The organism is Nocardia puris (assembly GCF_036051655.1).
Lineage (GTDB): Bacteria > Actinomycetota > Actinomycetes > Mycobacteriales > Mycobacteriaceae > Nocardia > Nocardia puris.
This window is the reverse complement of the sequence record NZ_CP107943.1, coordinates 6,921,286-6,942,185: the sequence shown is the minus strand read 5'-3', so window position 1 is coordinate 6,942,185 and position 20,900 is coordinate 6,921,286. Positions and strand designations below refer to the sequence as shown.

At 67.6% G+C, this 20,900-nt stretch carries 21 protein-coding genes; 15 read left to right on the top strand and 6 right to left on the bottom strand.

Annotation, left to right across the window (positions count from 1 at the left end; translation table 11 throughout):
* Nucleotides 1-2: 2 nt before the first annotated feature.
* Together ku and OHB21_RS32175 are read right to left on the bottom strand one after the other, a co-directional pair.
* On the bottom strand, nt 3-923 hold the full coding sequence (gene ku, locus OHB21_RS32180; RefSeq protein WP_067509424.1) for a non-homologous end joining protein Ku: 921 nt from the start codon (nt 921-923) through the stop codon (nt 3-5).
* Nucleotides 923-2,023 (bottom strand): lycopene cyclase family protein, encoded by a 1,101-nt coding sequence (locus tag OHB21_RS32175; RefSeq protein WP_195124452.1) that lies wholly within the window; start codon nt 2,021-2,023, stop codon nt 923-925. Before OHB21_RS32175 ends, ku begins: the two co-directional genes overlap by 1 nt.
* A gap of 123 nt (nt 2,024-2,146) precedes the next feature.
* Between OHB21_RS32175 and OHB21_RS32170 the strand changes: the two genes are divergently transcribed.
* Nucleotides 2,147-2,935 carry a hypothetical protein gene (locus OHB21_RS32170; protein WP_147265713.1) on the top strand — a complete coding sequence of 263 codons (789 nt, stop codon included), beginning with the start codon at nt 2,147-2,149 and terminating at the stop codon, nt 2,933-2,935.
* A 42-nt stretch (nt 2,936-2,977) separates the two neighbouring features.
* On the opposite strand, the gene OHB21_RS32165 is transcribed toward OHB21_RS32170, so the two are convergent.
* On the bottom strand, nt 2,978-3,739 hold the full coding sequence (locus tag OHB21_RS32165) for an SDR family oxidoreductase (protein ID WP_067509419.1): 762 nt from the start codon (nt 3,737-3,739) through the stop codon (nt 2,978-2,980).
* A gap of 400 nt (nt 3,740-4,139) precedes the next feature.
* On the bottom strand, nt 4,140-4,796 hold the full coding sequence (locus OHB21_RS32160) for a hypothetical protein (RefSeq protein WP_324191872.1): 657 nt from the start codon (nt 4,794-4,796) through the stop codon (nt 4,140-4,142).
* Nucleotides 4,797-4,982: 186 nt separating this feature from the next.
* Here OHB21_RS32160 and OHB21_RS32155 point away from each other — a divergent pair, with 186 nt between their 5' ends.
* Genes OHB21_RS32155 through OHB21_RS32110 form a run of 11 tightly spaced genes read left to right on the top strand, consistent with a single transcriptional unit; the run spans nt 4,983 to nt 15,561 of the window.
* Nucleotides 4,983-5,999, top strand: a complete 1,017-nt coding sequence (locus tag OHB21_RS32155; RefSeq protein ID WP_067509417.1) for an oxygenase MpaB family protein — start codon at nt 4,983-4,985, stop codon at nt 5,997-5,999.
* A 2-nt stretch (nt 6,000-6,001) separates the two neighbouring features.
* Nucleotides 6,002-7,366 (top strand): oxygenase MpaB family protein, encoded by a 1,365-nt coding sequence (locus OHB21_RS32150; protein WP_195124451.1) that lies wholly within the window; start codon nt 6,002-6,004, stop codon nt 7,364-7,366.
* The gene (locus OHB21_RS37670) at nt 7,249-7,680 is read left to right on the top strand and encodes a 2Fe-2S iron-sulfur cluster binding domain-containing protein (RefSeq protein ID WP_147265712.1); all 432 of its coding nucleotides are present in this window, start codon (nt 7,249-7,251) and stop codon (nt 7,678-7,680) included. Before OHB21_RS32150 ends, OHB21_RS37670 begins: the two co-directional genes overlap by 118 nt.
* A gap of 40 nt (nt 7,681-7,720) precedes the next feature.
* Nucleotides 7,721-8,569 (top strand): ABC transporter permease, encoded by an 849-nt coding sequence (locus OHB21_RS32145; protein WP_067509415.1) that lies wholly within the window; start codon nt 7,721-7,723, stop codon nt 8,567-8,569.
* Complete coding sequence (locus OHB21_RS32140; protein WP_195124449.1) at nt 8,566-9,432, top strand: ABC transporter permease; 867 nt, start codon at nt 8,566-8,568, stop codon at nt 9,430-9,432. The genes OHB21_RS32145 and OHB21_RS32140 overlap by 4 nt, the downstream gene beginning before the upstream one ends.
* On the top strand, nt 9,429-10,466 hold the full coding sequence (locus tag OHB21_RS32135; RefSeq protein WP_067509412.1) for an MlaD family protein: 1,038 nt from the start codon (nt 9,429-9,431) through the stop codon (nt 10,464-10,466). Before OHB21_RS32140 ends, OHB21_RS32135 begins: the two co-directional genes overlap by 4 nt.
* The gene (locus OHB21_RS32130) at nt 10,463-11,464 is read left to right on the top strand and encodes an MlaD family protein (RefSeq protein WP_067509411.1); all 1,002 of its coding nucleotides are present in this window, start codon (nt 10,463-10,465) and stop codon (nt 11,462-11,464) included. Before OHB21_RS32135 ends, OHB21_RS32130 begins: the two co-directional genes overlap by 4 nt.
* Entirely contained in the window at nt 11,452-12,459 is a 1,008-nt protein-coding gene (locus OHB21_RS32125; protein ID WP_195126423.1) for an MlaD family protein, read from the top strand. Before OHB21_RS32130 ends, OHB21_RS32125 begins: the two co-directional genes overlap by 13 nt.
* Nucleotides 12,460-12,461: 2 nt before the next feature.
* On the top strand, nt 12,462-13,544 hold the full coding sequence (locus OHB21_RS32120) for an MlaD family protein (protein WP_195141949.1): 1,083 nt from the start codon (nt 12,462-12,464) through the stop codon (nt 13,542-13,544).
* The gene (locus OHB21_RS32115) at nt 13,541-14,605 is read left to right on the top strand and encodes an MlaD family protein (protein WP_170160683.1); all 1,065 of its coding nucleotides are present in this window, start codon (nt 13,541-13,543) and stop codon (nt 14,603-14,605) included. The genes OHB21_RS32120 and OHB21_RS32115 overlap by 4 nt, the downstream gene beginning before the upstream one ends.
* Nucleotides 14,602-15,561, top strand: coding sequence for an MlaD family protein (locus tag OHB21_RS32110; protein WP_067509403.1), 960 nt, complete (start codon nt 14,602-14,604; stop codon nt 15,559-15,561). The genes OHB21_RS32115 and OHB21_RS32110 overlap by 4 nt, the downstream gene beginning before the upstream one ends.
* 38 nt (nt 15,562-15,599) lie before the next feature.
* Here OHB21_RS32110 and OHB21_RS32105 read toward each other — a convergent pair whose 3' ends face one another.
* Both OHB21_RS32105 and OHB21_RS32100 read right to left on the bottom strand, forming a co-directional pair.
* The gene (locus tag OHB21_RS32105; RefSeq protein WP_195124446.1) at nt 15,600-16,211 is read right to left on the bottom strand and encodes a TetR/AcrR family transcriptional regulator; all 612 of its coding nucleotides are present in this window, start codon (nt 16,209-16,211) and stop codon (nt 15,600-15,602) included.
* 498 nt (nt 16,212-16,709) lie between these two features.
* Nucleotides 16,710-17,462 carry a TetR/AcrR family transcriptional regulator gene (locus tag OHB21_RS32100; RefSeq protein WP_113974900.1) on the bottom strand — a complete coding sequence of 251 codons (753 nt, stop codon included), beginning with the start codon at nt 17,460-17,462 and terminating at the stop codon, nt 16,710-16,712.
* Between the two features lie 76 nt (nt 17,463-17,538).
* Here OHB21_RS32100 and OHB21_RS32095 point away from each other — a divergent pair, with 76 nt between their 5' ends.
* The 3 genes from OHB21_RS32095 (at nt 17,539) to OHB21_RS32085 (ending at nt 20,860) form a co-directional block, all read left to right on the top strand.
* Nucleotides 17,539-19,017: an MFS transporter gene (locus OHB21_RS32095; protein WP_324191875.1), complete on the top strand. Its 1,479-nt coding sequence runs from the start codon at nt 17,539-17,541 to the stop codon at nt 19,015-19,017.
* A gap of 19 nt (nt 19,018-19,036) precedes the next feature.
* Nucleotides 19,037-19,471, top strand: coding sequence for a Fur family transcriptional regulator (locus OHB21_RS32090; RefSeq protein WP_067514486.1), 435 nt, complete (start codon nt 19,037-19,039; stop codon nt 19,469-19,471).
* Between the two features lie 114 nt (nt 19,472-19,585).
* The gene (locus OHB21_RS32085; protein WP_195124445.1) at nt 19,586-20,860 is read left to right on the top strand and encodes a cation:proton antiporter domain-containing protein; all 1,275 of its coding nucleotides are present in this window, start codon (nt 19,586-19,588) and stop codon (nt 20,858-20,860) included.
* Nucleotides 20,861-20,900 lie beyond the last annotated feature (40 nt).

The following is a 20,900-nucleotide window of genomic DNA, read 5'->3' as shown; positions in this document are numbered from 1 at the left end:
CGCTATGCCCCCTTGCGTGTAGCGGTCTTCTTGGCCGGGGCCTTCGCCGCCGTGGTCTTCTTGGCCGCGGCTTTCTTCGCCGGAGCCTTCTTCGCGGCGGTCTTCTTGGCGGGCGCCTTCTTCTCCGCTTCGGCGCCGCGCCGCCCGCTGGCCTCCAGGCTGCGTTGCAGGGCGGCCACCAGGTCCACCACCTCGGCGTCCATCTCCGCCGGCTTCTCCTCCGGTTCGGCGGTGACGGTGCCGCCCGCCTCGATGGCCGCGTCCAGCATCTTCTTCAGCTCGATCTGGTACTCGTCGGTGTAGAGCGAGGGATCGAAATCGTCGGACATGGTCTCGACCAGGGTCTCGGCCATCGCGATCTCCTGCGGGCGCGGTTCGGCCGCGTCGCGCAGGGACTCGAATTCGACCGAGCGCACCTCGTCGGGCCACAGCAGCGTCTGGATCACGAGCATGCCGTCGCGCACCCGCAGCGCCGCCAGCCGCGTCTTCTGGCGCAACGTGAAATGCACCAGCGCGGTGCGGTCGATGCGCTCCAGCGTGGTGGCCAGCAGCACGTAGGCCTTCGGCGTGGTGGAATCGGGCTCCAGGTAGTAGCTCTTGTCGAACAGCATCGGGTCGATCTGTTCGGACGGCACGAATTGGAGTACCGGGATCTCGTGCTTCTCGGCGGCGGGCAGGCGGGCGAAATCCTCGTCGGACAGGATCACCGTCTCCCCCTCGGGGGATTCGTACGCTTTGGCGATATCCACGTAATCGACGGGTTTGCCGTCGATCGAGCAGATCCGCTGGTATTTGATCCGTCCGCCGTCTTTGGCGTGCACCTGATGGAATTTGATGTCGTGGTCCTCGGTGGCCGTATACACCTTGACCGGAACATTGACCAGCCCGAACGCGATCGAGCCCTTCCATATCGCCCGTGCCATCACTCCATCATGGCCGAAGGGCCGGTCGCTGGCGAGCCAACGTGAATCCCGAGGGTCGTCGCGGCGATTCGCGCGCGCAATCGGGGCGGCAGTCTCCGGAACAGTCCGCCCATAGCGGCGACGGTGCCGGTCAGGTCGCTGCGACCCGACAGATACGCGCGTTGCCGTTCGGCGGGGAGCTCGAAGAACGCCTCGAAGAACTGGGGCACGTCGGCGGGTGGTAGGGCAAGCAAGGCCCGCAGACCCGCGGCGCGCAGGGCGTGCACGGCCCGTGCGGAAGCCGGCCAGACCGACTGGCCCGCCGCGACCGCGTCAGCGGCCGAGAGTGCGGCTGCGACGCTGTAACCCGTTGCCGGATGGGTGAATCCACCCGCCGCGCCGAATCTTCCCCGACCGGGTTTGCCGCCTTCCACCGGAAATCGAACGCGCTCGACGCGCGTATTCGCATCGAATTCTATTCCGCGAGAAGACAATCTGTGCAGCAATCGGTTTCGCAGTTCGTCCGATCCGAGCGCGGGACGGCCCGCCAAGCAGGTTTCCTCGAAAAGGAACTCGCCGTCCCCGAGTGGAATGGCATAGAGAAACGACCGGGGCGCAAGGGGATTCGCGCCGTTGTCGGCGCGCCAGTCCATGAACAATGCCTCCGCGTCCGCGGCGCGTAGAACGATGCCGTAAGCCGTCTGCTCGGCGCGAGCGGGGGAGCGGGCAAGTCCTCGCGCATCGATCACGCGCTCACCCGTCACGACGGCACCCGACGCGAGCGTGACGGCGTTGCGCTCCACCCGAACCACCCGCTCGGCCACCACCCGCGCACCCGAGATATCCAGCCCCGAGCGCAACCCCTCGGAATCCAGCACCGCGTACGCGCGATCGAGCGCATGCCGCGTTTCGGCCCACGCGGCCGGGCGTGTCACGCTCGCCGCGACAGCACCGGCCGGCAACCACTCCGGCAGCTCATCAGCCCACGCCCCATACGTCGCCACCCACGGCCGCTCCGGCGCCGGATCGATCGCGGTGACGGCCATCCCCCGCACCACACACCGATGCGCGAGCGCCCGCCCCGCAGGCCCGAGCCCGCAGACCACCACCTCCGCACCCATGGCCTCTCCTCGAATCGCTCGACGGGGAGCCTAGCTCCGGGGCGGATCGGCGCATCTGGACGGGTAAGGTGCGAGGGCGCGAATCGGCCGGGTGGCGGTTGGTTTGCCCGATGGGGAGGTCTGATGGTGTTCGGCAACGGTTCCCCGGCGCACGGTCAGGGACAGCCGCAGGGTTGGGGTCAACCGCAAGGGTGGGGGCAGCCGCCGCAGTACGGTGTCCGGCCGCAGGGGCCGGCGCAGTCGGCGTGGGAGATTCCGCCACTGGAGTCGGGCTACGGCTCGGAGCAGCCGCCCAAGCGTCGAGCGCGACGAAAGGCGCCGAACGGGTGCCTGGTGCGGGCGGTGGTCGCGGTGCTCGCGCTCATCATCGGATCGGGTGTGCTGCTGTGGTATGTGCCCGACCGTCTCCGGCAGGCGGCGGACCGCCCCGGCATCACGCTGCCCACCGAACCCGACGCACCCGCGCACTACACCCTGTCCGAGTTCGGCCACGACTGGGACTTCCGGTTCGGCGGCGTGGAACTGCACGCCGAATACGTCGACGGAGTCGACCACGAAAACTGCGCCGAGATCGAGACGGCGGGCACCCTCACCGGACTCGGCTGCGAGTTCGCGACCGAGGCCGCGTTCCGCACCGAGAACGGGAACGTGATGCTCACCCAGTTCGTCGTCACCATGCGCGGTGACGACGAGGCCGCCGAAGCCGTGTCCCGCCTGCGCACCGAGGAGCTGCGGCTCCGCGACGGCAGCTACCTCGCCGGCGCCGCGACCAACTCCTGGTCGATCGAGAACGTGGACCGGTACGTCGTGATGACCCTGGCCACCGGCGCCCCCGGCTTCCCGTCCGAGACCGTCCAGCGCTACCTGGGCTACCGGCACGCGGATATCAAGGGCGCCTTGCTGTTCCGCTGAGCCGCACCGGCGGCGCGGCCGGGTGCCGCGCCGTCGGACAGATCAGATGCCGCCGGTGGAGAGCAGCCCGCCGTCGACGCGCACGGTTTCGCCGGTGATCCACGCGGCCTCGTCGGAGACCAGGAAGCCGATCAATTTCGCCACATCCTCCGGCGCGCCGAGCCGCTTCATCGGATACACCGACGCCGCCTGCTCCTCGCCCGCCTCGTACAGCGCGCCCGCGAACTTCGTCTTCACCACGCCGGGCGCGACCGCGTTCACCCGGATGTTCGGGCCCAGCTGCCAGGCCAGTTCGTCGGTGAGCCGGATGAGCGCGGCCTTCGAGGCGCCGTAGGCGGCGATCAGGCCGGTGGAGCGGATGCCGGCGACGCTGGCCACGTTCACGATCGCGCCGCCGTTGTCCCGCATCCACGCCTTGTACGCCTCCTGGATGTACCCGAGCGCCGCGACGACGTTCACGTCGAAGATCTTGCGCACCGCGTCCAGATCGGCGTCCATCAGCGACCCGTACACCGGATTGATCCCGGTGTTATTGATCAGGATGTCGAGCGATCCGAACTCCGACACCGCCCGCCCGACCGCCGCCGCCCGGCTCTCCGCGTCCCCGGAATTCCCGGCCACCGTGACGACCTCGCCCTGATGCCCCAGCGCCCGCAGCTCGCCCGCCGCCTCCTCCAACGGCTCCGGCTTGCGCGCGGTGATCACCACATTCGCCCCGCGCCGCAGCAGCTCCGCCGCCACCGCCTTCCCGATCCCCCGGCTCGCCCCACTCACCAGCGCACTCTTACCCAACAGATCACTCATGTGGAGGCACGTTACTTCAGTCACCTGACGACAGCATTTCTGCTGCGCGTATGTGCTCATGCTCGGTGAGTCGACCGGCACGAGTTCTCCTGTCTGGGAGCCGAAGGGGGTGGAGGCCGGTACGGGCGAGCGGATGGGGTCGGCCGGCCCGCACGCGTTCACCGAGTTGCGCAACTGTGGCATCGTGACGTGTCGATGTTGGTCCGCGACGGCCTCAGGGCATGTCGGAGGCCGGTCGAAACGATCAGCCAAACCTGCATAATCCACCTGCTGCGCAACGGTTTCCGCTACCGCGGCCGCCAGGATCGGGGACAAGATCGCCAAAGTGTCGAAGCCGGTCTGCACCGCGGCGACCGAGGATACCGCAGGTGAACGGTCCTCGAGTTCTCCGAGTTTTCCGTCAGTTGGCGGGCAGTGGTCCGCCGAGTCCGCTGACATCGGTGATCTTCCAGTCGGAGTTCGTGTCGACGGCGACGGTGTAGGTGACGGTGGTCCTGGCGCCGTCGGGGGTTCGAGCGTTCGTGGAGGTGACGTCGAGGAAGACGTGGACGGTGTAGATGCCACCGGACTCGGACGTGACTTTGGCAGCGATCGGTGTCGCGGTGGAGGTCCACCGCAGGGGCACGAGGATCTCGTGTAGCGCGGGGGTCGTAGCGTCGAACTTGCTGGCCAATTGCGGGGTGGTGTTGGCCTTGAGCTTCTCCAGCCAGACGTTGGCTTCTTGAAAGTTGATGTTGGACGCGCCGACGGCATAGTCGGTGGCGATTTGTTCGGCGCGCCGACCGTTGTCGATTCCGGCGCGAGTCGCGGCGACGTCGCCGCGTGTTGTCCAGAGGATGACCGACAGAACGCCGACCGCGCCGATCAGGATGGCGATCGCTGCGCCTGCGACGATGCTCGACAGTTGTAGCGAAACGGCCGCGCGGGGGCGGTCCGAGATCGACGGCCGACCTTGACGCAGAGCGCTGACCGTGGAATCCGTGGGATCCGAACCGTTCTCGGCGGTCGGCTCGTCCTCGGGTGTGTGGTCGAGGGCCTTGCCCGCATCGCCGTTCACGGTAACTCCGCGATCCGCGAAACGCCGGTGTTCGATCCGTCTCCACGGCAGGCCCCGGATCCCTCGCAGATTGCCAATGAATTGCTAGATAGTTGCATGGATCGCATACCTCTCCCGTGTCCGCCAGGATTGACTGGCGGAAGATGCCCCTTGCGGTGGCAAGAGTTACCATGTCACACTTCTGTCATGTTGTCACATGGCTCAGTTGCTGAACCGCCGAGTGAGCCGGTACCTCTCGGCCCTGATTCGCTGACTTGGAAGATCTTCGGGTCCCTCTACTTCGCCCCTACCGGGCTGTTTCTCGGCATGGTGCAGAACATGCACCCAGGGCTCGGGGCGGGGGTGGAGTTCCACTCCCGTATCCAGGACGAGTTCTATCAGCGGGTCTTTCGCTCGGCCTATCCGATCGTCGGCGTGATCTTCGACGGGCCGAGGGCCCGGCAGACGGCGCGCGAAATCGTCGACTACCACCGGAGCATCAAAGGAACCGACGCGCAGGGGCGGCGTTACAGCGCGTTGGAGCCCGGCACCTTCTACTGGGCGCACGCCGTGTTCTTCATGGAGACGCTTCGCGCGGGAGATCTGCTGATGGGCGGACTCACCGATGCGCAGAAGGAACAGCTGTGGCGAGAGCAGTATCAGTGGTACGAGATGTACGGGATGAGCATGCGCGTGGTGCCCAAGACCTGGGAGGAATTCCAGCGTTACTGGGACGACATGTGCGAGAACGTCCTCGAACCGACCACGGCTGCATGGGATGTATGGCACCTCGCCGAGACGGCGCCCGTGCCCATCTTCCCGATCGTACGTTGGATTCCGAAACCCTTGTGGGAGAAGGTGATCAGACCTCCGGGAGCGCGGTTCTATCACTTCTTCACGATCGGGTTGTGTGATCCCGCCATCCGTAGAACTATGGGATTCACCTGGACGGCGCGGCAGGAGCGGCAGTTCCGGGCGATATGCCGGATCTTCACCGTGATGGACGCACTGACTCCGGATGCCCTCAGGTATTTCTTCCCGCGAATCCGAGCGGCGCGGCGGCGTGCGGCGGGTAAACGGCCGGCCACGCTGGCGCCACCGGAGTCGCCGAAACTCTTCTGGCCCGCGCCCGAGCACCGCGACGACCCGCGGCACTACTGCCCGGTCCATGCGGATTTCGGCACGGACACCACGACCAAGCTCAGGCAACTGACAGGATTTTGACGATGCGGCAGACCGACGAGGACGGCTCCGCCGTCATTGCCTCGCAGAAACATCCGTTCGACTACTACTATCGGCCCGGAAAACCGCTGCGTCCCGCGCCGCCTCGCGCCATCCCGTCCGAGCTCTGGTGGGAAGCGCGCCGAAAGATGCTCTCGCCCTGGATAAATGTCCGTCCGGAGCCGGTCGACACGCCGCGTACCCGTCTGATGGCGGATCACCTGTGGCAGGGGGACGAGCAGATGGACGGGGTGGTAGAGGCATTCGGGCGGATCGGCACGGCCCGTGGCAGGCGCATGCTGGAGACGGCACTCGACCACGGAATCGACGCCGTCGACGACCCGCCCGCCGAGCTGGTCGCGTTGTTCGACCAGCTCGACACACCGCCGTCGTGGTACGACCCGCAGCTGTGGGAGCACGGTCGGCGCCTGTGGATCAACGTGTCCACCTCCGGCAAACTGGCCATGGGTGTCCAGGACTTCATGGGTACCTTCGTCGGTGCCGAGGTCGCTTCGGCGACCGGTGCGACGGGCCGATTCGTCAACGATCCCTACCGTCGAAGTCTCGAGACCGCGACATGGTTCTGGAACGTAACCAGACCCGACGGTTTGGCGCGGTGGTCCCCGGTGTTCAAGGACACCGTACGGGTGCGCCTCATGCACGCTCAAGTGCGTGCGGGACTCAGGAAGGTTTGGGGCGACCAGCATTTCGCCTCTCACGGGAACCCGATCTCCAACGCGACCATGATGGGTGCGGCGGTCACCTTCGGGATCTCACCGATGTGCTTCGATCACGTTCACGGCCGCCGCCACATCATGGCCGACTTCGACGCCGTAGCGCATTACTGGGCGTATATCGCCTCCGTGTTCGGCGTAGCCGAGGAACTGATTCCCGCCAATGCGCTCGAAGCCATGGAAATGTCGGATTACATGGTCGCCACAGCGGGTTCCGCGCCGGAGTGGACCGATGGAATGGCCAAGGCGGCTACCGCGTCGCTGGAGCATCCGGGCCCGCGTGCCCGGATGCGGATGGCCGCGGCGGCACCGGTGGTGGGGTTGATGTCGTACTACAGCACTGAGCCCCTCGTTCGGGCCTTGCTGGCGGGCACCGTCTTGCGGTCGGTGCCGGTACAACCCTGGTCGTGGCTCACCGGGGCAGTCGCCCGGACCAACGTGTTGTTGCGCCGAGTTGACGATCGGATACCGGGTGCGAATTCCCGGATGCGCCGCCGAACCGATGGCGACGATCCGGCATGGCGGATGAACACCCGGATTACGAGGCATCTCGCCGCGCGGGTCGGTGTACACGGCACACCGTACGACCAACACGACGGAACCGCCGCCGGCCTCGCCGTGTGCCCCGTCCGGTGAGTGCGCGAGCGGCCCGCCGTGACGGGCCCGAACACCCCGAGCCCGGCGGTCTCGTCGTCGAATTGCGGCGCACCGGTGCGAGTTTGACGGTACCTGGCCACTCGACTGTTCTGGAGGCTCTCACCGACCTGGGGGTTCCGGTCCGGTCGCTGTGTGGCTCGGGTATCTGCGGCTCCTGTGAGATCGAGGTCGTTGCAGCGGAATTCGCTGCGGGATCGCCCCCCGTCGGGATGGTGTCGAAGCGTGGGTATCTCGGCGTTCGCGTATGTGTGGCGGAGCCGGGTCGCCTCACCCGGCTTGTGCTGGATCTGTAGCGATGACGGCCACCGTCCCCGGGGAAAGAAAGTGAGATCGATGAGTCTGTCCGCTCCTGGCGCTCCGGAACAGGCCACGCTGTTCGGCACTGCGGTCCGATCCGTCACCGATACCGGTTTCGGTGCGATCCGCACATTCGGCCGAGCCGTGGAGCTTGCGGTTCATGCGGTCTGTGTGGCGGTCGCTGACCTGGTCACCCGCCGTTTCCAATGGCGGGAGATGTGGCAGCAGAGCTGGTACCTGATCACGGTTACCGCTGTCCCCGCCATTCTGATGGCGATCCCGTTCGGGGTGATCGTCTCGGTCCAGGTGGGCAACCTCATCCAGCAGTTCGGCGCCGATTCACTGGTAGGCGCCGCGGGTGGGCTGGGCGTGGTGAAGCGCGGTGCGCCCCTGGCGACCGGGTTGATGTTGGCAGGTGCGGGCGCATCGGCAATCGCCGCGGATCTGGGCGCGCGGACCATTCGGGACGAGATCGATGCGATGAGAGTGATGGGAATCGATCCCATCCCGCGCCTGGTTGTTCCGCGTGTGGTGGCGGCGGTCATCGTGGCGCCGTTGCTGAACGTTCTGATCATGGCGGTCGGAATCGCGTCTGGCTATGCGATGGCGGTGACTGTGCAAGGGGTCACCTCGGGTGGGTACTGGTTGTCGTTCGGCTCCTTCACCGTTCTGGCCGATGTCTGGATCTCGCTGGGGAAGGCGATGCTGTTCGGCTTCCTGGTTGCTGTAATCGCCTGCCAGCGCGGCCTGGAGGCGCGCGGCGGTCCACGCGGCGTCGCCGACGGTGTGAACGGCGCGGTTGTGCTGTCGGTCGTGTCCATCGCGGTGGTCGACGTAGCCGCGACGCAGCTGGTCACCATGTTCCTGCCGGTGCGTGTGGCATGACCGCCAGCGGCTACGCCCCCAAGGGAATCCGATGGACACGGAGGTACCGGTGCGGCCTCGGCGCGCCGCTGGCGTGGATCGACGCGATCGGTTTCGCCGTCGCCTTCTGCTGGCAGGTGATGTCGTCGATCCCGTTGACCATACGCCGGTATCGCGGTGAGACCGTGCGCTGCATCACCGATATGACCTGGGGCCGTGGCTCGCTCATCGTCGGCGGTGGTGCGGTGCCGACGCTGGTGGTGCTGGGCATCGTGATGGGCGCCGGCACCGGTGTCGAAGCGTTCGCCATGCTGGACATCCTCGGCATGGGACCGTTGACCGGCATCATCTCGTCCTTCGCGAACACCCGTGAGCTCGCACCCATCGCGGCCGGTATCGGTTTCGCGGCGCAGGCGGGATGCCGGATGACCGCCGAGATCGGCGCGATGCGCATCTCGGAGGAGATCGACGCGCTGGAATCGATGGGGCTGCGGTCGGTTCCGTTCGTGGTGACCACCAGGGTCATCGCGGGGGCGGTGGCTATCGTGCCGACCTTTCTGGTGGCGCTGATCATGGCCTACCTCAGCTGCGCCGCCGTGGTAGTCCTGCTGCACGGCCAGTCCCGCGGCGTCTATGACCACTACTTCTTCCAGTTCGTCGGCGGATGGGACGTGATCGCGGCGGTGATCAAGGTGCTGCTGTTCGTGACGGTCACCATCGTGATCCACGCCTACTACGGGTTTTTCGCCAGCGGCGGTCCGGAAGGTGTCGGGTTGGCGTCGGGCCGTGCGGTGCGGGCCAGCTTCGTCACGATCATCGCCCTGGACATGCTCGCCACCATGCTGCTGTGGGGCATCGACACGGCCGTCGAGTTCACGGGGTGAGCGCCGTGCCCGTCTACGGATTGCCCGGAACCGCCGTACAGCGGCGTGGTGCACGGATTCTCGGCCTGCTGACCGTGGTGATGGTGGTCGCGGGTTCGGCGCTTCTCCTGCGCGTCGACCGCGAACTCCCCGACGGTCGTATCCGGGTCGAGTTGCGCACCGATCACATCGGGCCCGGTATCGCTCCCGGTTCAACCGTGCGTCTGGACGGCGTCACCATCGGTGTTGTGGACCGCATCGACGTACTGGATCGGCAGCGGGGCATCGTCGTCGTCTTGGACGGCGATCGAGTCCTCGGATTGACCGGCAACCTCACCGTCGACTACACGGCGGGCAATTTCTTCGGTATCACCGAGATCGTGCTGCGCCGGGGCGCCGGCGGCCCGGCCTTGCGGGAGGGCATGGTCCTGGATCTGACCGCGCCCGGACGAGTCAACGATGCCTCGGTCGGGGTCCTGCTCGACCGGCTCGCCGCGCTTACCGGTGAGGCGTTGACCCCCGACCTCACCGAGCTCGTGATGCGGTCCTCCGACGAGCTGACAGTGCTGTTGCCGATGGTGCAGGCGGCAGTCGAACTCGGACGGCTCATGGCCGATACCCAGCGGCAGCCGTTGTCCACCCTGATCGATCCCGCGACCTCGGCGCTGTACGGACTGGGTTCACTGGTGGACGGGGGTGTCGGCCTGTTGCACAATCTCGGTGAGATCGAGGTTCTGCGTTCCGACCGGGAAATGTTCGAGGGCTCGGTGGACTTCCTCACCGGCGAACTGTTCCCCGCGCTGACGAGAATCGGCCGCACCGCACACCGCGGAGTGGGCGGCTACGCCGATCTGGTCACGCCATTGCTCCAAGCGGTCGCGCGGATCGTCTCGGCACCGCAGCAGTCCGGCGCCGAATTGCGTTTGCTGATCGAACGTCTCGGTGGAGCCTTCATCGATACCGTCGACGGTCCGGTGCCGACCGTAGACCTCGCACTCGATCTGGTGCCCATACTGGGTGGATCACCGGCACCCACGGCGGGAGCGCCGCGATGACCCGGATACCCGCGGGCGCCTGGCGGACCGGGCTCTTCGCCTTGGTGATGGCCGCGTTGCTCGGCGGGGTGATCACCGTGATCGACCGGCCTGTAGCGGGCGACACCAGGGCGTACACAGCATTGTTCACCGATGCGAGCGGGCTGCGCGCCGGTGACGATGTGCGCCTGCAGGGGGTGCAGGTCGGCAAGGTCGGCAGTGTGCGGCTGCGCGACCACCTCGCGGAGGTGCGCTTCACCGTGCGGCGTGAGCATCCGGTCTACGAGGAGACCGTGCCCGCCATCAGGTATCAGAACCTCACCGGGCAGCGCTTCGTGGATCTGCGGCAGCCGGCACACCCGGGCGTCGAACTCGCCGAGGGCGCCGTCATCGGGACCGAACACACCCTGGGCTCATTCGATATCACCGCATTGTTCAACGGTTTACAGCCCGTGCTCACCAGGATGTCGCCCGAGGCGGTCAACAGGTTCGCCGAGAACATGCTGGCGCTGTTCGACGGGGACGAGGCGCGGATCGGCCCCGCGCTCGAGGCCGTCGAGGAGCTGAGCGGCTACGCGGTCGATCAGCAGGCCGTGCTGTCGACACTGTTGCGGAATCTACGACTGCTTTCCGATCAGCTGGTCGGGCGCTCGCCGCATACGGTGACGTTGTTCACCGCGTTGGCCGACGTATTCACCGTTCTCGAGGGAGAACTCGACGGGGTCGTGGAGTACTCCGAGAGGATTCCCTCTCTGTTCGAGCCGCTCGACCGGCTGGCCGCGTCGGTGGGATTGGCGCCGGAGCGCGCAGACGAGTTCGATCGGCGACTGCGCGAGCTCATCCCCGACCCGGCCGCGACCCGCGATCTGCTGGCGCGCATACCCGCACTGCTGCAGTCGCTCGGGGCGGCGGTACCGGTCCCGGAGGCGTTGTCGGTTTGCGGTCACGGACCCGCCGAGGTCCCCGAACCATTGGCGATACTCATCGGTGGGCAAAGGATTTCGATATGCAAGCGATGACTGGGCGATTCCAATGGCACCGGTCGCGGTTCCCGGCCCGGTGGTGGGCGGTCTCGACACCGGATCGGCGTGAGTTGCGTTCGGGACTGCTCGGCGGACTCGCGGTGGCGGCATTGCTTGCGCTGTGCGCGGCGGTATACATACTGCCGTGGGGTAAAACGACCTACACCGCCCTGCTGCCGGACGCCGGAGCAATCCGGGTGGGCGACGACGTACGCATCGCGGGAATCCCGGTCGGTGAGGTCACCGCGCTGCGGATGGACGACGAACACGTTCGGATGAGCTTCACTGTCGACGATGGAACGACGCTCGGAGACGCGAGTTCGCTCGAGGTGCGCATGCTCACCGCAATCGGCGGTCACTACGTCGCCGTGCTTCCCGCAGGCGATGCTCCGTTGGGTGACGGGGCGATCCCTCCGGAGAGAATCCGCCTGCCCTACAGCCTCATCCGAGTTTTCCAGGATGCGCAGGCGCCGGTCGCCGATCTCGACGCGAGCGCGTTGCGACGGAGCCTCACCACGTTGTCCGGTGCGCTCGGCGACAACCCGGACGGACTGCGGCGGGTATTGGACGCGGCGAGTGCGCTCACGGAGGTGTTGAACCGGCAACGCGAGGATGTCACGGCCGCGCTGGCGATGGCCGACGAATACATCGGCATGCTCGACTCGGCGAAATCGGTCATCGGCCGATTGGTTGCGCGCATCGGCGAGGTAGAGACGATCCTCATCGATAAGCGCGACGAGATCAACGCCGCTCTACCGCTGACGATCCGACTCCTGTCGCGTATCGCGGCGCTGGAGCCCGCATACCGGGGCACATTGCAGCCGCTGGTCGAAGAACTCGCCGCTGCGATGCCCGACCTCCAGGAACTCGGCAGGCGCCTCGATGTGAGCATCGTCGGCCTGCACGATCTAGGTCTGCGAGTGGCTCGATTCGCCGACCAGGTGGCCGACCCCGCGGGCATCTGCGTCCCGGTGGCCGGAAGGGGGTGCTGACGGTGCACGGCTTCGTCGGCTCCAAGGGGTTCGTCACGCTGGTGGGCGCTGTGGTCGCCGCGGTGGCAGCAGTTGTGGGATATGTCGTGGTCACCGGACCGGTGCAGCCGATGCGTTCGTACTGCGCGACGATGCCGGATGCGATCGGCCTGTACCCGGGCAGCCATGTCACCCTGCGCGGCCTCGTTGTCGGGACCGTCACCGGGGTCGCGCACGAAGGTGCCGGCGTTCGTGTCGATTTCACCGTCGATGCCGAGCGACCGCTGCGCGGTGAGGTCGGCGCGACCACAGTGGCCGATACCTTGACCGCCGACCGTAGATTGGCTGTGCTGTCCGATTCCCCTGGCGGGACCGAATGGGATTCCGACCGGTGCATCGCGCGGACACTGACGCCCCTGAGCATCTCCCGCACGATGCAGGCCGCCTCGGACCTCGTGGGCGAACTCGGCGGGACTCCCGGAGGGCCGAACGTGGTCGGCGATGCGCTGGCGGCAGTGCACGCCGCGGCGGCGGGAACGGGTCCCGAATTCGAACGCCTGATCACCCAGTTGGGGGAACTGGCCGACGCGCCGGAGACGTCGGTGGCCACGGTCGGATCGCTTATCGACGCACTCAGTTCACTGTCGGCGAGCGTATCGGCCAATTGGGAGGAGCTGACCTCGGTGCTGACACGCTTCCCCGGGGTCTTCGACCAAATCAACAACGAGATCTTCGCTCGGCTCTCGGGACTGATCGACAGCCTCGCTGTCCTGCTTCCGATGGCCAACGAGATCACGACACTGTACGGAGACGCGATTCTCGGCGGGCTGGGCGCAACCGTCCCGGCGCTGCGCCTTGTCGCCGGGCACGCGGAATCGTTGCGCGCCTCGACCGAACTCGTCCCCGCCCTGATCCAGGCGTTCGACCGCGTCACCGATCCGGCGACCGGCGAAGTCGTGCTCACCTATCGGTCCCCGACCGTGGCCCTGCCTGCCTCGGCGCCCGACGCCCTGTGCGGCGGCGGGGTTGTTCACGGGCCTGTCTGCGCGCCGGGCGCGCCGGTCACCCTGGCCGATCTACTGACGATGCTGGTGAGCGCCCGATGACACGCCGACCACCGCGCGCATGCCTGTGGACCACCGTGCTGGCCGCCCTGACGATCGTTGCCGGGTGCGGATTCGATCCGGCGGCGATTCCGGTGCCCGGCACCGGAATCGCCGGACCGACGTACCGCATCCATATCGAGTTCGGCGACGTCCTGAACCTGCCGGCTCGGGCCAAGGTCATGGCTGACGGCGCCGAAATCGGTACCCTCGCCGGTGTCACTGTGGTGGCCCCTACCGCTCACCGGCCGGGCCACGTCGTCGCCGACCTCGATATCGAAGCGACCGTCGAACTGTCCGCCGGTACCAGGGCGCGGCTACGTCAGGATACTGTCCTGGGGGAGATGCACATCGCGCTCACCAGCGTTGCCGGGGCGGTCGGGCCGCTGATATCGCCCGGCGACACGATCCCGATAGCCGATACCGAGCCGCCCCTGTCGATCGAAGACACCCTCGCCGGTCTGGCGACCTTCACCAACGGTGGCGCCCTGCTCACCATGCAGGACATCGTGCACCGCGTGAACAGCGCCCTGCCGCGGGACCGGCGTGAGACCGGTCGGATCGCCGAGACCATTACGGCGAACCTGACAGACCTGGCGGGCAACCTCGACCGCCTCGATGCGTTCGCCGCGGCGGCCGTCGCCGATACCGAGGTCATCCTCGCCAACGCCGAAGTGTTGCGCGAACTGCTTTCCGAGCCGGGTGCCGGCCAGGTTGCCGCAGCGACCGGCTCACTGGCCCGGCTGCTCGGCATTCTCGGCGAACTCGACAACGTCGCCGATGCCGTGACGTGGCTGGCGCCGCTCGCCGCGGCCGGGGACGAGGCCGCCGGCGCGTTCCTCCCGATGGTGCTCGGCGCGGCGTCGGTGGATCTGTCGGTGCCGGCCAACGTGCGGCTGCTGATCGATCTGCTGGAGAACCGAGTGCTGCCGTTCATCGAACGCGGCCCCGTAGTGGCGGTCACCGGCGTCCAGGTCGAGGGGCGCCCCCCCGACGTACTGTCGCGAGAGGAAGGACTGGATGTGCTCGTCTCCGCGCTCCGCATGATCGGGGTCGTCCGGTGAAGCCGGGTCCCGTGCTCTCACTGGGCGCGATTCTCGCAATATTCGTACTCGGTGCGGCCTATCTGGCGTTCGGGGTGGTGCGCGTGGACTGGTTCCGGCAATACATGACAGTCACCATGGCCGCACCCGATTCCGGTGGTCTGCTTTCGGGTTCGCCGGTGTTGATGTCGGGGATCGAGGTCGGACAGGTGGTGGCGGTAGACAATCTCGTCAACGGAGTAGAAGTGCGGTTGCGGGTCGCCGAGCGCTACCGCATCCCGGTCGATAGCACCGCGCGCATCGAGGCACTCTCCGCGGTGGGGGAGCCCTATCTCGAGTTCATCCCCGAAGCGGTCGGCGGCCCGTACCTGCGCGACGGACAACAGGTTGATGCCGATCGCGTGTCGCCGCCGCTGTCCATCGCTCAGATGGCCACGGTCATCAGCGGATTGCTCGATCAACTCGAGCCCACACAGCTACGCGACCTCACCACCACCGTGCTCGACGGGATGCGCGAAATCGAGGATCTGCTTCCGCGCATCGGTTACGCGGGGGAGTTGCTAGCCGCGACCCTGTTGAGCCGACTGCCGCAACTGCGCGGTCTGCTCACCGACATACAGGAAGTCGGTATGACGCTGGACCCGGTCGCGCACAGCATGATCGAGGGTGGACCATACTGGGACCAGTTCGGCGAACGAGTGCGCGAGGTCGTCGAACATCTCGAACACCTCATGCGGGGCGATGGTTTCCCCGAGACCTATCGCACCGGCACCGGGTTGGTGCCGTTCCTGGAAGGACTCTCGGACGAGCTCGACGTACTAGGACCCGAATTGCGTTCCTTACTACCGGTATTCGAGCCGCTGGCTTCGACGGCGACGACGGCCGTGTCACGCGTAGACCTGAGTGACCTGATATCGCGAGCACTGGCGATGTCGGGCGACGGCGCCGGTGTGCGTCTGCGGATCGCAGTTCGCTGAGCAGTCCGAGGCGGTGTCGAGCCCCGCTGGGCCGGCGGTCAGCACTGATCGGACTTGGCTGCCTCGATAAGCGGCGTGAAGTAGGTCGCGGCGAACCTTCTGGCCTGTTCATCCGTCTCGATCGGCACCATCTCCGAGGGCACCATCAGCAGCGAGGCCGTCAGCCGCAGCATGAGATCGGCGGCGCGTAGCGCGGCGTCCATCGGCATGTCGTCGGCAACGATCGCGATCGCGATCAGTGCGCGGACCGGTTCGAGAGCCGACGCCTGATCAGCGAGCAGTGACAGCAGCGTATCCGGCTCGAACTGCCGCAACGCCGCCATCAATGGATTCGTTCTGCACTCGCGTACCCCGAGTGCGAATGCCTCCACGGCACGATCGGCCGGGGTATCGTGGGCGAGCACTTGCTCGCTGATCGCGGTGAAGAACGTGACGACCTCGTTGACGGTCACGGTGCGGACGATGTCGTCTTTGTCGCCGAGCCGTCGGTACACCGTTTGCCGGGACACCTTCGCGCTGCGTGCGATATCACCGACCGACGTTCGACGGAATCCATGTGTGACGAACTCGGCGCGGGCGGTCTCCATCAGCCGGCGTTGCTCGTCATCGATGGCGAACAGGCCGACATCGAACAACTGCCCGAGATCCACTCCAGCACCTGTCATCCCCCAAGCCTATCCTGGCGGTCAGGGCCCAATGGCACGCCCATCAGGCCGGAACAACGCGAAACGCCTGTGGCGGTGATGAATCCCCCGGCACGTCCGGAGATGGTCTTCCCCCGGTTTCATGGAGTCGCCGGGGGATTCAGGTTCATTTGCGAGTTCGCCGCGCTGCGGTACTTCGCCCTCGATGGCACCGGCCACCACCGCCAGGAGAACAAGACGCCGCGATCGGCGATTACGTCCGCTGGCGCAACAGCACCGGACCGATACGCGACCTCGCAGTCGGCTCCAAGATCCGGCGGCCGGACTACCCCCAACGTTGTGCGACATGGCACCAGCGAGCCAGAAGCCGGCCCCGAGGCTGCGTCGGAAGTCTGCCGCTGCGGGGCGCTGATCGAATCCGATTCCGGTCCGGCGCCCACTCCGCCGGAATCCGGCGCCGTAGACCGTCGATCGCGGAACGCCCGCGCCGGCGACCCCTGCCGCCTACGCGCGGACCGGCGGCTCGGGTCCGTCCGCTCGTCCGGGGAACGATCCCACGGCCGCGATGCGCGTCGCGACACCGTCCAGGGCGCGATCGACGCAGTAGCGGTAGATCTCGTCGCGATGGAAGCCGCCGGTGAGCGCGGCGGCCATGCGCGCGGCCCCCGGGTGGTCGGGGGAATCCCGCAGGGCGACAAGGCTTTCGCCGAGGGAGGCGAGCAGTTTCGGGTCGGCGTCGCGTTCGTCTTCGGCGGCGATCAGGTGGACGGCGGTGTTGAGGAGGGTGATGTGCGCGGCGGGCGCTTCGTCGCCTAGTCCCGCGTCGGCGAGCTTCGCCACTCCGGTGTCGATCAGGGTGATCACGGAGGGGACCAGCGGCGCGGCGATGCCGAGCCAGCGGGCGACGCCGGGGTGCGCCGTGAGCGTCACGCGCAGGGCGTCGAGTACGGCGGTGAACCACGGTCGCCAGGTGAGATCGGGTGCGGGCAGCGAGATCTGGCGCACGATCGCGTCGACCACCGCGAGTTCGACGTCGTGGCGGGCTCCGACGCGGTGCACGATGGCGGTCGGCCAGCACCCGACCTCCGCGGCGAGGTCGCGGGTCGACCAGCCGGCCAGGCCGCGCGCGGCGGTGAGCCGCACGCCCGCGGCGACGATGTCGTGCGCGGTCAGCGGGCTCTCGTCGGCGCCCGTACGCGGCCCACGCGCGCGCCGGACCGCCTGGTCGCGGCGGGCGTTCGATGCGGTTGCGCTCATGCGGACCCTCCACCTCGGCGTTGTGTTCTGTTAGCCTATCCACCGTCTATTTGTTCACTGCACAAATGAGGTTGTCGTGGCCGAAACTTCCGCGTCCGAGTCCCGTTCGGCGCAGCTTCCCCGAGGTGTCGGCTGGGTGCTGGCGTGCGTCGCGGGCATCCAGTTCCTCGTTTCGCTCGATCTCTCCCTGGTCAATGTCGCGCTCCCGGCGATCCAGGCCGACGTCGGCCTCTCCGACGCCGCCCTGAGCTGGGTCGTCACGGCCTACGTCCTGCTGTACGGCGGTTTTCTGCTGGCCGGCGGGCGGCTCGGCGATCTGTTCAGCAGGCGGCACGTCCTGGTGATCGGGATGAGCCTGTTCGGGATCGCGAGCGTGCTGGGCGGTCTCGCGCCGAACGGCGGTGTGCTGATCGCGGCGCGCGCCTTGCAAGGCTTCGGCGCGGCGTTGGTGGCTCCGGCCGCCCTGGCGCTGGTGACAGTGTATTTCCCTGAGGGACAAGGTCGTTCGAAGGCGCTCGGGTTGTGGGCGGGCGCCACGCTGATCGGCGGTGCGCTCGGTGTGGTGCTCTCCGGTGTGCTGACCGAGATCTGGGGTTGGCGTGCGGTGATGTTCGTCAACGTGCCGATCGTGCTGGCGTGCTCGGTGGCCGTGCTGCGACTGCCGGAGCAGCGGCCGCAGATGGGCATCCGGATCGATGTCGCCGGGGCGGTGCTCGTCACGGCGGGTATGGCGTCGCTGGTGTTCGGTGTGTCGATGGCCGAGCTGGAGGGCTGGAGTTCGCCGTGGACGCTGGGGCCCGCGGTCGCGGGTGTGGCCGCTCTGGCGGCGTTCGTCCTGGTCGAACGCCGCGCGATCGATCCGATGATGCGGCTGGATCTGTTCCGGCACCGGGCGGTGGTCGCGGCCAATGTGTTCGCGCTGCTCGTCACGGGCGGCCAATTGGCCAGCTTCTTCTTCGTGTCCTTGCACATGCAGCAGGTGCTCGGTTTCGACGCGCTCGCCACCGGTGTGGCGTTCCTGCCCTTCTGCCTCGGATCGGCGGTGGCGATGGCGATCGCCACCAAGCTGCTGCCCCGCCTCGGCCCCCGCGCACTGCTCGTGACCGGTGGTCTGATCGGCGCGCTCGGCATCGCCTGGTTCTCGCTCGGCAGTCCGGACGGCACGTTCCTGTCCGACATCCTCGGGCCGTCGATCGTGACGAGCCTGGGGCTCGGCGCCGGTTTCGTCGCGATGGGCGGGGCGGCGACGACCGGTGTCCCGCAGGAGGACGCCGGGATGGTCTCGGGCCTGCTCAACAGCTCCCGGCTGCTGGGCGGCTCGCTGGGACTGGCCGCGCTGGCGACGCTGGCCGGCTCGGTGACCAGCGGCTCGGACGAGTCCGGCGTCGCGGCGGCGAGCGCCGGTTACAGTGCCGCCCTGCTCTGCGCGGCCGGACTGGTCGCCCTCGGTGCTCTCGCCTGCCTGTCCATTCCGCGTGGCGCCGACACCGCGCCGAAGCCGGACGCCGACACCGCCACCGCGCCACGCGCCTCGCGCACCGCCTCCGGCAGCTGAGATCCGAGGCGGAGGGGAGGTGCGCGCGTACTCGCGGGGCGCTGGAGTCCGGCGCAACGCCATCCTTGCCGTGCTGGGCGAGAACGGTCGTGCGCTCACGGCCGAGGACGTGTTCCGCGGCGTCCGGAGCGCCGGAGTCGTCCGGATCGGCCGGGCCACGGTGTATCGCAACCTCGGCCGCATGGTGGAAGAAGGAATGGTCATGGCGATGTGGGACGGGGACGGCGTCCGGCGCTTCCGGAGGGCGCCCGCCGGCGGGCATCGGCATCATGCGCTGTGCGAGCGATGCGGTCGGGCGCAGCCCGTCGACGCGGCCGAGGTGATCGGGTTCCTGACGGACTTCGCGCACGCGCACGGCTTCGGCGACCTGGAGTTCCGCATCGGTATGCAGGGGGTGTGCGCGGGGTGTTCGGGGGAGTCCGGCGCCGCGTCCGAGGCGCCGCCTTCGGCCTGATCAGGTCTCCCGCAATCGGAGTCGGGTGTGTCCAGCGTTAATGAAAAGCGTTATCATTAGCGATATGCGGTGTCCGCGCCGCGCGTTCACACCTCGACCTGCGAAGGGGCGCCGATGGCTCCGGATACTCTGTTGCGCCTGATCGCGGCCGTGATCGTCATCGTCACGGCGGCCCGAGTACTCAGCTGGGCGGTGCGGCGCATCGGGCAGCCGGCGGTGATCGGGGAGATCCTCGCGGGAATCCTGTTGGGGCCCACGCTGTTCGGCGGCGAGCTCACCCGGTCGCTGTTCCCGTCGGAGGTCCGTCCGTCGCTCACCGTGCTCGCCGAGATCGGCGTGGTGGTGTTCATGTTCCTCGTCGGGCTGGAGCTGGATCAGAAGCTCCTGCGGGGGCAGGGCCGCATCGCGTCGGGCGTGGCGCTGAGTTCGATCGTGTTCCCGTTCGCGCTCGGTGCGCTGCTGGCGCTGTATCTGTTCCAGCGGCATCCCACCGAGCATCGGTTGGCGTTCATTCTTTTTCTGGGAACCGCGATGTCGGTCACGGCCTTTCCGGTGCTGGCGCGCATCCTCACCGACCGTGATCTGTTGGGCACGCCGATCGGCGCGCTGGCGGTGACCTGTGCCGCCCTGGACGACGTGGTGGCGTGGACGTTGCTCGCGGTGGTGGCCGCGCTGGTCGGCGGTGCGACCGGGTTGTGGCAGATCATGCTCGTCGTGCCGTTCGCGGTGCTCCTGCTGTTCGTGCTCCGGCCGATGCTGATCAGGCTGGGCGAGCGGCGCGCGCAGGCGGGGGATACCTGGGTCGGCCGCGTCGGTGTGGTGATCGCTGTCGCTGTCGGCCTGGGCCTCTCGGCCGCGGTGACCGAGTGGATGGGGCTGCATCTGATCTTCGGCGCGTTCCTGTTCGGAGCGGCCATGCCGCGCGAATACGGACGGCGGGTGCGCGAATGGGCGCTGCCGTGGGTGTGGCGGGTGTCCTCGCTCCTGCTGCTGCCGGTGTTCTTCGCGGTCGCCGGATTGAAAGTCGACCTCTCCGGTGTCGGCGCGACGGCGCTCGGGGAACTGGTCCTGATTCTGCTGGTGGCCATCGGGGGCAAGGGAATCGGCGCTTATGTGGGCGCCCGCGTGCACGGCATTCCGCCGCGTCATTCGGCGGTGCTCGCCACCTTGATCAACACCCGCGGATTGACCGAACTGATCGTGCTGACCGTCGGGTTGGGGCTGGGTGTGCTCGACACCGAGTTGTATTCGCTGATGGTGGTGATGGCGTTGGTCACTACCGCGATGACCGGCGTCGTGCTGTCGCTGATCTATCCGGAGCACCGCGCGCGGGCCGACCGGGAACCGGCTGTCGATAGGGAGCCACGGCCCGACCGCTCCGGCATCTGACCCGAAAGCTGTATCAGCAGTGGGTGATTCGGTGGATCAC